The organism is Shouchella miscanthi (genome assembly GCF_007725405.1).
In the GTDB taxonomy this organism is placed as follows: Bacteria; Bacillota; Bacilli; order Bacillales; family Bacillaceae_D; genus Shouchella; species Shouchella hunanensis.
In genome coordinates this window covers 2,832,862-2,845,687 of record NZ_CP042163.1, presented here as the reverse complement: position 1 = coordinate 2,845,687, position 12,826 = coordinate 2,832,862, and the positions used below count along the sequence as shown (strand labels likewise).

The 12,826-nt window shown below is 41.2% G+C and carries 11 protein-coding genes and 1 other annotated feature; of the genes, 10 read left to right on the top strand and 1 reads right to left on the bottom strand.

From position 1 onward, the window contains the following. Positions 1 to 22: 22 nt before the first annotated feature. The 9 genes from hemA to FPV17_RS14395 all read left to right on the top strand — a co-directional run bounded on the left by hemA (position 23) and on the right by FPV17_RS14395 (position 9,505). Positions 23 to 1,396, top strand: coding sequence for a glutamyl-tRNA reductase (gene hemA / locus FPV17_RS14435; protein WP_035395953.1), 1,374 nt, complete (start codon positions 23 to 25; stop codon positions 1,394 to 1,396). 195 nt (positions 1,397 to 1,591) lie between these two features. Continuing rightward, positions 1,592 to 2,521, top strand: coding sequence for a hydroxymethylbilane synthase (gene hemC, locus FPV17_RS14430; RefSeq protein WP_035395955.1), 930 nt, complete (start codon positions 1,592 to 1,594; stop codon positions 2,519 to 2,521). Next, entirely contained in the window at positions 2,521 to 3,273 is a 753-nt protein-coding gene (locus FPV17_RS14425) for a uroporphyrinogen-III synthase (protein ID WP_144559320.1), read from the top strand. Before hemC ends, FPV17_RS14425 begins: the two co-directional genes overlap by 1 nt. Next, positions 3,257 to 4,249 (top strand): porphobilinogen synthase, encoded by a 993-nt coding sequence (gene hemB / locus FPV17_RS14420; protein ID WP_035395960.1) that lies wholly within the window; start codon positions 3,257 to 3,259, stop codon positions 4,247 to 4,249. Before FPV17_RS14425 ends, hemB begins: the two co-directional genes overlap by 17 nt. A gap of 2 nt (positions 4,250 to 4,251) precedes the next feature. Next, positions 4,252 to 5,547, top strand: a complete 1,296-nt coding sequence (hemL, locus tag FPV17_RS14415; protein ID WP_144559319.1) for a glutamate-1-semialdehyde 2,1-aminomutase — start codon at positions 4,252 to 4,254, stop codon at positions 5,545 to 5,547. 139 nt (positions 5,548 to 5,686) lie between these two features. Continuing rightward, on the top strand, positions 5,687 to 6,790 hold the full coding sequence (gene spoVID / locus FPV17_RS14410; RefSeq protein ID WP_186370627.1) for a stage VI sporulation protein D: 1,104 nt from the start codon (positions 5,687 to 5,689) through the stop codon (positions 6,788 to 6,790). Between the two features lie 10 nt (positions 6,791 to 6,800). Continuing rightward, positions 6,801 to 7,679 (top strand): hypothetical protein, encoded by an 879-nt coding sequence (locus FPV17_RS14405; RefSeq protein ID WP_144559317.1) that lies wholly within the window; start codon positions 6,801 to 6,803, stop codon positions 7,677 to 7,679. After that, a complete protein-coding gene (ysxE, locus tag FPV17_RS14400; protein ID WP_060703826.1) occupies positions 7,676 to 8,680 on the top strand; it encodes a spore coat protein YsxE in 1,005 nt (334 codons plus the stop codon). The genes FPV17_RS14405 and ysxE overlap by 4 nt, the downstream gene beginning before the upstream one ends. 138 nt (positions 8,681 to 8,818) lie before the next feature. Then, entirely contained in the window at positions 8,819 to 9,505 is a 687-nt protein-coding gene (locus tag FPV17_RS14395; protein ID WP_144559316.1) for a DUF1129 domain-containing protein, read from the top strand. Positions 9,506 to 9,517: 12 nt separating this feature from the next. Here the strand turns inward: FPV17_RS14395 and FPV17_RS14390 are convergent, their stop codons facing one another. Then, positions 9,518 to 9,730, bottom strand: a complete 213-nt coding sequence (locus FPV17_RS14390; protein WP_035395480.1) for a YszA family small membrane protein — start codon at positions 9,728 to 9,730, stop codon at positions 9,518 to 9,520. A gap of 155 nt (positions 9,731 to 9,885) precedes the next feature. Next, positions 9,886 to 10,107 (top strand) — a binding site (T-box leader). 48 nt (positions 10,108 to 10,155) lie between these two features. Between FPV17_RS14390 and FPV17_RS14385 the strand changes: the two genes are divergently transcribed. Continuing rightward, complete coding sequence (locus tag FPV17_RS14385; protein WP_144559315.1) at positions 10,156 to 12,798, top strand: valine--tRNA ligase; 2,643 nt, start codon at positions 10,156 to 10,158, stop codon at positions 12,796 to 12,798. Positions 12,799 to 12,826: the final 28 nt, after the last annotated feature.

Below are 12,826 nucleotides of genomic sequence, written 5' to 3'. Positions count from 1 at the left end.
GTAGCTTTAGGGGGCTTTTTAAATGCATACGATTGTCGTAGGAGTGAACTATAAGTCTGCCCCGGTGGAAATTCGCGAAAAGCTAGCTTTTGATGAAGAGCAGTTGCCGGCGGCTCTTGCCCAACTGCGCACTTCAAAAAGCATTATGGAGTGTGTGATTCTATCAACTTGCAATCGCACTGAGCTTTATGTTGTAGCAGATCAAATTCATACCGGAAGGCATTTTACAAAAACGTTTTTAGCAAACTGGTTTTCCATTAATAAGGATGAATTAACCGCTTATCTAACAATAAAAGAAAATGATCATGCAGTTGAACATTTGTTTCGAGTATCGTGTGGTCTAGATTCAATGGTTATTGGTGAAACGCAAATTCTTGGTCAAGCTAAGCAAGCGTTTCAGCTCGCTCAATCATTACAAGTAACAGGTACGGTCTTTAACCAGCTATTTAAGCAAGCGATTACCTTAGGTAAGCGTGCTCATAGTTCGACGGCCATTTCTTCTCAAGCCGTCTCAGTTAGTTATGCCGGCGTTGAACTTGGTAAAAAGATTTTTGGTAGTTTTGAAGGAAAGCGTGTCCTTATTGTCGGTGCAGGAGAGATGAGTGAGCTGACGGCAAAGCATATACATGCGAATGGAGCCGCTTCCATTGTTGTTATGAATCGAAGTGTTGCAAAAGCTGAGAATCTTGCTAATCAATTCAGTGGTGAAGCGGTCTCGTTTCATCATTTAGAAGAAGAATTGAAGCGTGCAGATGTGGTCATAAGCTCTACAGGAGCAAGAGAATTTGTATTAACAAAAGAAAATACGGAAAAAGCATTACGTTCCCGAGAGGAGCGGCCGTTATTCATTATTGATATTGCGGTTCCGCGTGATGTCGAGCCAACATTAAACGAATGGGAAAATGTTCACTTGTATGACATTGATCATTTGCAACATATCGTTGAATCGAACAAGCAAGAGCGAGAGCGCGAAGCAGAGAAAATTTCTTTAATGATTGAAGAAGAGATTGTGGAGTTCAATATGTGGGTAAACACACTAGGAGTCGTTCCCATCATCACAGCTTTACGTGGGAAAGCATTGCAAATTCAAGGTGACACGATGTCTAGTATTGAACGGAAATTACCTCATTTAACCGATCGTGAGTTAAAAGTTCTTCGTAAGCATACAAAAAGTATTGTGAATCAACTTCTTCGTGATCCGTTAACGAAGGTAAAAGAACTAGCAGCTGAGCCTGATGCTCAATTATCGCTACAGTTGTTCACGGACATTTTTGCGTTAGAAGAGACGTTAGAAGAACAGAAAGAACGGGAACGCCAAAATGATATAAAGGCACTATGGAAGCAAGAAAGTGAGTCCTATAGCGAGATTGAAGGCACTGTTGCTTTGCGCTCGTAAGCCGTCATTGTTGAATTTCCATATGAGCTGATAATGAGAGTGAAAAGCGCATCAGGCGACGACTCCAGTGGGAATGTTACTAGCTGAAGCTTTTGGGCTAGCGGACGTTTGCCACAAAAGCGTCAATGATTGCGCTTTTTTCCTTTTTAAAATGAAAGATGTACATAATGGTTTTATGATTTTAGGAGGAAGAGCATGAGAACAATTGTACTCGGTACGAGAAGAAGCAATTTAGCGATGACGCAAACAAGATGGGTCATTGAGCAATTTAAGAAATTAAATGTGCCGTACCAATTTGAAATAAAGGAAATTGTAACAAAAGGGGATCGAATACTAGACGTTACTCTTTCAAAAGTCGGCGGCAAAGGTCTTTTTGTAAAGGAAATTGAAGAGGCGTTGCGAACTGGGGAAATTGATATTGCCGTTCATTCAATGAAAGATGTGCCGTCAGAAATGTTGCCTGAATTTGTATTAGGAGCTATTACTGATCGAGAGGACCCAAGAGATGCCATTATTAGTGAAAACCATGTGCCGTTAAGTGAGCTGCCACCAGGGGCTATTATTGGAACAAGCAGCTTGCGTCGATCTGCGCAGATTTTGCATCGCTATCCGCATCTTACCGTTCAATGGATTCGAGGCAACGTTGAGACAAGGCTGCGAAAATTAAAGGAAGAATCGTTTTCTGCCATTGTACTTGCTGCTGCTGGACTAAATCGATTAGGATATGCCAAATCAGCTGTCACACATTATTTAGAGACGGATGAATGTATCCCTGCAATTGGCCAAGGTGCATTAGGCCTTGAAGGGCGTCAAGATGATACAGAGGTGAACCGTCTTTTACAATTATTGAATCATGAAGAAACAGCATCTGCGGTTCGAGCAGAGCGCGCTTTCCTTCATACGTTAAATGGCGGGTGTCAAGTTCCGATTGGTGGGTATGCTACAGTAGAAAATGACGGCACAATTACTTTAACAGGCTTAGTAGGCTCCCCAGATGGACAAGTTTTACTAAAAGAAACGGCATCAGGTAGTGATCCAGAAAAGCTAGGAACGGATTTGGCAAAGCAGTTGTCTGCACAAGGAGCGGAAGACATTTTAAATAAAGTGAGAGAGAGTCTAGAGTGATGCTCGCGCTGCGAAATAAGCACATCTTGCTAACGCGAGAGGAAAAGGATGCGAGGCAGTTCGCTGAATTGATTACAGCGTACGGCGGAACCCCTTATTTCTTACCTTTAATAAAAATCGTCTTTCGACCGGTAGGTGCTGAAGCTTCTAAAAAAGCGGCACGTGCTGATTGGCTTGTATTTACAAGTGTCAATGGTGTACGTTCGTTTTTTTCAGCCTATCAAGGTGGGCCATTAAAGGCAAAAATTGCAGCGGTTGGCATACAAACAGCTCAAGAAATAGAGCAGTACCACTATCATGTATCTGTCGTACCAAAGGTTCAAGATGGAGAAGCGTTGGCACGTATGTTACGAACGGTAGTAGGTGAAAGAGAGCGTGTACTAGTAGTGAGGGGTCAATTGGCGAGGCCAACCATTATTCATGCGTTAGAGGAGAAGAGCATTAAAGTTGAAGCTCTAACTACCTATGATACTATCATGCCTGAGGAAGTAATTGAGGAAGCAAAAGCTTTACCAAATCTCGTGTTTGATTATGTAACGTTAACGAGTCCATCTACGGCTACTCATTTACGAACGATCATGGAAACATGTCCCATTTTTTATCGAAAAATTGCTTGTATTGGCCCAAGAACCAATGCACGTGCAATTCAATTAGGGCTAACGCCTACGGTGACGGCAGATACTTATTCAACAGATGGTTTAGTAAAGGCCATGCTTATAGAGGAGGCACACAAACATGAACGTAACGTTTAAGCGACATAGACGCCTAAGAAAAACAGCAGCTATTCGGGCAATGGTGAAGGAAACGACGCTCTCAGCGAACGATTTTATTTACCCGCTGTTTGTAACTGAAGAAACGAATAAAAAGACAGAAGTTCCTTCAATGCCAGGAGTGTTTCAGTTTTCGTTAGATCGTTTAAATGACGAAGTGGCTGAAGTGCAAAAATTAGGGATTCGTGCCATTATCTTATTTGGCTTGCCCCATCATAAAGATGAAATTGGGTCAGAAGCATTTGCGAGTCATGGCATCATCCAAAAAGCAACGAAACAGATAAAAGAAGCATTTCCTGATATGCTTGTCATTGCAGATACTTGTTTATGCGAATTCACAGATCACGGACATTGTGGCATCATCCGTGAAGGAGATGTTGTGAATGATGAGAGTCTTAACCTTTTAGTAAAAACAGCGATTTCACAAGCAGAAGCTGGTGCTGATATTATTGCGCCATCAAATATGATGGACGGCTTTGTAGCAGCAATTCGTCAGGGCTTAGACGAGGCAGGCTATGTGGATGTCCCCATCATGTCTTATGCTGTGAAGTATGCTTCAGCGTTTTACGGTCCGTTTCGTGATGCGGCAAATAGTGCACCTGCTTTTGGGGACCGCAAAACGTATCAGATGGATCCTGCTAATCGAGAAGAAGCGGTGCGAGAAGCGACGTCTGATTTGGAAGAAGGAGCAGACTTCCTCATTGTCAAACCGGCTTTATCTTACTTAGACATTGTACGTGATGTAAAGGAAATGTCGGATGTCCCCATCGTGGCTTATAACGTTAGTGGAGAGTACGCGATGGTTAAGGCAGCAGCACAAAATGGTTGGGTGAACGAGAAAGCAATTGTGTTAGAAAAGCTTCTAAGTATGAAACGAGCTGGAGCATCGCTCATTCTAACCTATTTTGCAAAAGACGCTGCACAATGGCTGTATGAAGAGACACAAGGAGGTTACTAAAGATGGCTCACTACGAAAAATCAAAACAAGCGTTTGAACAAGCAAAGCCGCTGATGCCAGGTGGTGTAAACAGCCCTGTTCGTGCCTTTAAATCAGTTGGTATGAATCCGGTTTATATGAAACAAGGAAAAGGATCAAAAATCACAGACATTGATGGGAATCAATATATTGATTATGTACTATCTTGGGGACCGCTTATTCGAGGGCATGCAGATGAAGTTGTAGTGGAAGAATTAAAAAAAGCAACGGAACTTGGGACAAGCTTTGGTGCGCCTCATGAGTTAGAAACCAAGATGGCAGAACTAGTGATTGAACGTGTGCCATCAATCGAAGTAGTTCGTATGGTTAATTCTGGTACAGAAGCGACGATGAGCGCACTTCGATTAGCAAGAGGTTATACAGGGCGTAACAAAATATTAAAATTTGTTGGCTGTTATCACGGACATGGGGATTCGTTGCTAATAAAAGCAGGTTCTGGTGTTGCGACACTTGGCTTACCAGATAGCCCTGGTGTTCCTGAATCAGTAGCACAGAACACGTTAACCGTTCATTACAATGATGTTGATAGTGTAAAGTATGCATTTGAACAGTTTGGTGATGACCTTGCGGCAGTTATTGTAGAGCCGGTAGCTGGAAACATGGGTGTTGTTCGTCCAGAACCTGGGTTTTTAGAAACACTTAGAGAATTAACATCAGCCAATGGAACGGTGTTGATTTTTGATGAAGTCATGACAGGCTTTCGGGTTGGCTATGAATGTGCGCAGGGAGAACTTGGCGTTACACCTGATTTAACGTGTTTAGGAAAAGTGATTGGTGGAGGACTGCCTGTTGGTGCATTTGGTGGAAAACGAGAAATTATGGAACAAATTGCCCCTAGCGGACCTATCTATCAAGCTGGTACATTGTCCGGGAACCCACTTGCAATGACAGCAGGATATTATACCCTTTCTCAACTAACGAGAGAAGACTACGAAGTGTTTCGTAAACAAGGAGAACGTTTGGAGCAAGGTCTCTCAGAGGCTGCAAAAGCACATGGCATCCCCCATACAATTAACCGTGCAGGATCGATGATTGGTCTTTTCTTCACAAATGAGCATGTCACGAATTTTGATCAGGCGAAGACTGCTGATTTAGAGTTATTTGCACGTTATTTTAGAGGGATGTTAGAAGAAGGGGTTTCAATTGCTCCTTCACAATTTGAAGGGCTCTTCCTCTCAACGGCTCACACAGACGACGATATCGAAAAAACAATTGAAGCGGCAAATCGTGTATTTGCTACTCTTTCTCAAGCTGAATGATCGACTACAAGCCTTTTGCTAGTACGAAACTAGAAAGGCTTGTTTTTTTTCGTCTGTTGTACGCATAATCGACTAGCTTAGCTCATAGACGTAATAGTGTACGTGTACAACGGATGATGGTGAAGAAGGAGGAATTAAATTGTCTCAAGAACAGTCGTCAGCCTTAACATTTTCGATTGAAGATTCTGTTTGGCTTAATAAAGGGCAACAAATTGATGAAATTATTGGCATGTCCCTCACACCGGAAATTTCAGTCAAGCAAATGGACGATCATGTAACCATTCAAGGTGGTCTTCGTTTTATTGGCGAATACAAAATGGTAGAAGAAATACAGGAAGAGGTAGAAGAAGATGAAGACGCATCTTTTACTGCTTTAAGTGATTTTCGTCAATCAGGTGATATTCAGACAGAAACGGAAGCCGGAGCAGGCCAGATTGAACATGTTTTTCCAATTGATATTACGATCCCGATGACACGAATTCAGCATGTTGATGATATTTATGTAGAAGTATCGAGCTTTGATTACGATTTACCAGAGAAAAGCTGCATTCAATTAACAGCAGATGTGTCGATTAGTGGCGTGAAGTCAGACGAGCAACAGCGAGAAATTGAGTTGGTTGATTCTGAGTATAAGTACGAAGTTGTTGAAAATGAAACTGAATCAGAAGAGTATGAAAGCACAGAGGAAACGGCTTTTCAATTCGAAGCGTATCAGTCGGATGAAGCGGTTGAGGAAAGTCAATCATATGTGGAGCAAAGAACAGAAGAAAAACTAGAACAAGAACCAAGGCAAGAACCAGAACAAGAACTAGCTTATAACCATAGAAGTATGGAGCAAGACATTGTGGAGACGTTCACTCAATCCAATTGGGAAGAAGAGGTGGATGAAGATGATATCGCTACTGTCAGTGATCTAAATGATGAGGCCTCTCCTGCCTACCGTTATTTGACTGAAACGAGTGAAATGAACGAGCTTGAAGATCCAGTTGATGTAGTCGAAGAAGTGACTGAGGATGTAGGAAAGAATGAACGTGACAGCGCTTCGTACTTAACGAGCATGCTTCGAAATGAGGATGAACAGTTCTCCAGATGGAAGATGTGTATTATTCAAGAAGAAGAAACGCTACAGGTTATTGCCGATCGTTATGAACTTTCCACTAGTCAATTAACGCGTTATAACAACCTTGATAGTGAAAAAGTTGAAGAGGGGCAAATCATTTATATACCTTCGAAGGGTAAGTAGGTGGTGACCGATGATTGAGCGCATCAAAGAAGAGTATGGGTTTAAACAGGCGTCTTTAGAATCAAAACATAAACTAAACACAGAAAAAGGTATAAAGCAAATCTGCTATTGGGAAGATGAAGCTTGTTTAAAGTGGCATATGGAGTGGCGTGACAACTGTAGTGTCGCGCCTTATGTCATGATGAACCGGATGCTAAGAACCGTTGAAGGCGCTGCTTATATGGAAGAGGACAACCAATTCATTAGTTTGCATGATGAAGTACCAACTGGACAACGGGAAGATCAAGATGAGAAGCGGTGGGGAGAAATTCTAGGTTTGATGATTCAGGCCGGCCGGAAAGATCAATCGATGATCTCGCTGCCAAAAGAGCTATCGAGTGATTATCCTATTTTAGAACAAGCCACTCGTGAACAAAGGCTGTTTTTTCGGACTCTATTTCAGGAAGCGAATCATCGTTTAACGATGGCTAAGAAGATAGTTAAGTCTGACGAAATGACTGTACCTAAAATGGATTCGTTTACAGAACTAACAGGCTCATTCCGTGGACATATGCTAGTCGTACAAGGAAGTGTAAAAAAACCGGAGTACGGTTATCAGTCGTTTAAGGCATTTCTTAAATCGTGGTACGAGCGCAAAGATGAAGCGTCATTGCATGCATTGTTAAATGAATTGGATAAACAGGCAATGTTGACTGCCAACGAACGAAAAGCCATCATGGCTACAGTGCTTATTCCTGATGAATTGGATACGTTATTACGAGGGAGTGCGGCCTCCAATGGTCAAGCCTTTTCTGAATTAATTGATTACCTAAAAAGAGAGTGGGATAAAACGCAGTCATTTGCTTCGGCATTAGCAAAGTGGCTTGATGCAAAGAAGGTGACAACATGAACCCGTTTATTGAAGCATTGCTTTATTATTACGATTTAACAGCCGTAACGGTTGAACAACAAGGGAATATTTATCGTATTGAAACTGAACATGGAGCGTTTGCATTAAAACAATCATCAATGGATCCAGTTCAAGCAGAAGAATGTATTCATGCGATAAGGAAGCTTTCACGATTAAACTATCCATCATTCGTTCCGATTATTCCGACAAAATTCGGGGAATATTCGTTATTTGTATCCGGTAAGTCGTATTATCTAATGCCTTGGATCGAAACCCAGGATTACCAAGGAAGACAATCAATTGAAGAGATTATGGCTGATTCAATTGGAACCATTCATCGGATGACGGTTAAATCTCAAACTGCTTCAAAAGATGTTATTGATCAATCGTGTGAACGCCTACTGTCTAGGTGGGAAATGCACTCGCTAGAATTATCCCGTTTTGCAGATGAAGCAGAAGTAAAAGCGTATTTATCTCCATTTGAACTTTCATTTCTTACGCATTTTAAAATGTTTGAGCAATTAGCGGATGAGGCAACGACCTATTTGGAGAAATGGTACAAGACTACAATCGATAAAGGTAGTTACCGTAGTGTGTTAACTCATGGGCGCCTATCTCGACATCATCTGTTGCACGCAACAAATGGCCAGCCTTTATTGATTAACTTTGAGCGTGCCAGTTTAGATACACCAGCTCGCGATTTAGCGACTTTGTGTAGACACGGTTTTCCGCACTCATTGTGGGATGAAAATGAAGTACTGCGCTGGTTCGCTAGATATGAACAGCATTTGCCCCTCGTTACTGCTGAAAAATACTTAGTAAGTGCCTATCTCCTTTTTCCTGAGCCGATTTACTACACGATGATGGATTATCGAAAAGGTGGAAATGAGTTAGAGCTAACGCAAAAACTTGAAAAACGCATTTATGCACTGCGTAAAGTGCAGCGATTTGTTCCGAAGATTGTCCCTCAGGAAGAAGAGGAAGCAAGTAATCAGTCTTAAGCTGATGCTTGCTTTTTTTTAGGATTTTACACTTGATAAAAAGAAAAATATGGCATTAAATAAAGAGGTATACGCTTAGTTCGGGACAATTCGGGTATGCTTAAAGTAATGGCAGATAAAAGAGAGTAGGTGTATAAGATGGAGAAAAAAGGCACTGAAGCGCTTGAAGAAAAAAAGAAAAAGCTCACAAATGAAAAGCAAGCCTTATTTGAAGAAGCAATTGACTATATGGAAGCTGCTAGCTTTTCACAACGGAAACGAAATCAGATTCTTCACCAAATACTAGATGAGTGGTTGTACGCTGAAAAAAATGCGATTGATTTAGAGCTGAATCAAAAGAACATTTACACATACTGTGAGAAGCGAACAAAAAACGTTCCAAAAATGTCAACATCGTTAAAAATGGCTTTGTTACTAAGAGTTGGTTTGCTTATCCTAGTTGTCTATTTTGTTTTGCAGTTCATTATTCAAATAGCAGGCTTATTAGATTCAAATATTCAGGCATCTTCTTTTTCGTTTTTACCTATTATTCTTTTAGCGAGTGTAGGCTTGTTCGGCTTTTATCTATATGATAAAGCTTCGACAAAAGAAAAAGCCGTTATGTGGAAAGGGATTGGCATCGTAACGCAATTAACGGCATTTCTTCTCTTCTTTGCGAGCATGCGGTTGTGGGACGGCATTTTAACGATTCGGTTAACCCTCATCAATTCAACCGTTATTGCGGTTTTCATGGTTGTCTTCTTTCTTGTTGCAGGTAAATGGAAAAATCAGTTAGAAGAAAAAGAACTGGAAAAGGATCAAAATGATGTGATTCTTTTTTCTTGAAGGTGGCTTACACTACACAATACCGAAAAACAAGCAAATGAAAAAAACGATAATAAGGGTTAATAAAAATAAGTCTACAGCTGTTGGAAGAAGTAATGTACGAATAAGCTGAAACACTAAAATGGGCGGTAAGCATTGAATACAAATAAATTTAAAGCGCCCAAATTTTTTAGGTGGACCAGGTGGCGGACATGGTGGTGGAAAGCCTTGAAATCGCTTAGTCATAGCAACCTTCCTCCTTTGTATAATGATTACTGTATTGTATGCAAGCAGCCTAAAACTGTTGCAAAAGCAGTTCTGAATGTATAGACTATATAAAAATAACCAAAGCTAATATTGACGTACTTGTAAGCAAGCGATAAAATACGGATAGATCCTATATACAAGCTGTGATCAGGAGGAGTAAAGAAACTGCTTCTAGTAGAGAGGAAGGACCTTGGCTGAAAGTCTTTCTAGAGAGTAAGTACTTGAAAGTCGCCTGTAAGCTTTTCTGTTGAACCTTCTAGTAAACAGAAACGGTTTCGAGCCGTTAGTCGATTTGAGTTGCACAGACTAAGTCTGTGAACAAAGGTGGCACCGCGAACAATCCCTTCGTCCTTTGAGACGGAAGGGTTTTTTTGTATTTTTTTAAGCTAAAGGAGGCCTGCCCAATGACGGAGCAGCATACAATGCCAACAAAATATGATCCAAATGAAACAGAAAGGAAATGGTACGACTACTGGAAAAAAGGCGAGTTCTTTAAACCTACAGACGATCCATCTAAAGAACCGTACTCCATTGTCATTCCACCACCAAATGTTACCGGAAAGCTCCATCTTGGTCACGCATGGGATGCCACCTTGCAAGATATTCTTGCTCGAACAAAACGAATGCAAGGTTATGACACACTTTGGCTTCCGGGAATGGACCATGCAGGAATTGCAACTCAAGCTAAAGTGGAGGCGCGCCTAAAAGAACAAGGAATTTCAAAGCATGATCTTGGTCGTGAAGGCTTTGTTGAGAAGTCTTGGGAATGGAAAGAAGAATATGCCAATTTTATTCGAAAGCAATGGGCAAAGGTTGGTATTTCCGTAGATTATTCCCGAGAACGATTTACATTGGATTCAGGTTTATCGGATGCAGTTAATGAAGTGTTTGTATCACTTTACGAACAAGGTCTTATCTATCGTGGGGAATATATCATTAACTGGGACCCGCATACGAAAACAGCTCTTTCTGATATAGAAGTTATTCACCAAGATGTTCAAGGTGCTTTCTATCATATGGAGTACCCGTTAGTGGACGGAACAGGTTCTATTAAAATCGCAACGACAAGGCCGGAAACCATGCTTGGAGATACAGCAGTAGCTGTTCACCCAAAAGATGAACGGTACAGTCACCTAGTAGGTAAAAAGGTGAAGCTACCAATTATTGGTCGCGAAATTCCGATTGTAGCAGACGAGTACGTTGATCGTGATTTTGGTTCGGGAGCTGTTAAAATTACCCCAGCTCATGATCCGAATGACTTTGAAATTGGAAATCGTCACGATCTGCCGCGCATTCTCGTTATGAACGAAGATGGATCCATGAATGAAAATGCTGGCAAGTATCAAGGGCTCGATCGTTTTGATTGCCGTAAGCAGATTGTTAAAGACTTACAGGCGTCAGGTGTATTATTTGAAATTGAAGAGCACCTTCACTCTGTTGGTCATTCAGAGCGTAGCGGCGTTGTGGTCGAACCTTATTTATCAATGCAGTGGTTTGTGAAAATGCAGCCTCTTGCAGAAGAATCTCTCAAAATGCAGCAGCATGAAGACACGAAAGTAACGTTTGTGCCTGAACGTTTTGAAGGCACCTATACACGCTGGATGGAAAACATTCGCGACTGGTGTATTTCTAGACAACTTTGGTGGGGACACCGAATCCCAGCTTGGTATCATAAAGAGACGAATGAGCTTTATGTCGGGAAAGAAGCACCTCAAGATCCAGAAAACTGGGTACAAGATGAAGATGTATTAGATACGTGGTTTTCTTCAGCGCTATGGCCGTTTTCAACAATGGGCTGGCCAAATGAAGATGCCGAGGATTTAAAACGTTATTATCCAACCGATGTGCTTGTAACTGGCTACGATATTATTTATTTCTGGGTATCTCGTATGATTTTCCAAGGAAAAGCGTTTACGAACAAAAGACCGTTCAAAGATGTACTTATTCATGGACTCATTCGTGATGCTGAGGGTAAGAAAATGAGTAAATCCCTAGGAAACGGTGTGGATCCGCAAGAGGTAATTGATAAATACGGAGCCGATTCATTGCGCTTTTTCTTAGCAACGGGAAGTACTCCAGGGAATGACCTTCGTTTTTATTGGGAAAAAGTCGAGTCTACTTGGAATTTCGGTAACAAGATATGGAATGCTTCTCGATTTGCGTTAATGAATATGGATGGGCTAAACTACAACGAAATTGATATAACGAAAGAGAAAACGATAGCAGATAAGTGGATTTTAACACGTTTAGGTCAAACAGCAGAAACGGTTACGCGTTTGCTGGATAGTTACGAATTTGGAGAAGCCGGACGTACGCTTTATTCATTTATTTGGGATGACGTTTGTGACTGGTACATTGAAATGGCGAAACTAACTCTATACGGAGAAGATATAGAGGCAAAAGCGACGACTCGTTCCGTTCTTGCTTATGTGCTTGACCATACGATGCGCATGCTTCATCCATTTATGCCGTTTATTACTGAGGAAATTTGGCAGTACTTGCCTCATCAAGGAGAGTCTATTACAGTTGCAGAATGGCCGCTCTTTACGAGTGAATTCTATGATCCAAAGGCACTTCAGGATATGGAAACATTAAAAACACTCATTCGTTCTATTCGTAATACTCGCTCGGAGCTAAATGTACCAATGAGTAAACAAATTGAATTGTTTATTCGACCAGCAGATGATGAAACCAAAGCATGTTTAGAAACTGGCTCAGCCTACATCGAAAAGTTTGCAAATCCGAGTAAGCTCGTTATTGCAAATGATTTAGAAACGCCAGAAAAAGCAATGTCGCATGCTTTAACTGGGATGGAGATTTTTATGCCGTTAGCAGGACTTCTTGATTTAGACGCAGAAATTGCACGGTTGGAAAAAGAGAAAGAAAAATTAACAAAAGAAGTTGAGCGTATTGAAAAGAAGCTTAGCAACCAAGGATTTGTTGCAAAAGCACCTGCGCAAGTAGTAGAAGAAGAAAAGAAGAAAAAAGCAGATTATGAGTCAAAACGAACGATTGTTATTGAACGAATTGCAGAACTAAGCGCATAAAATGAAAGAGCTCAAGCGTAAAGAACGC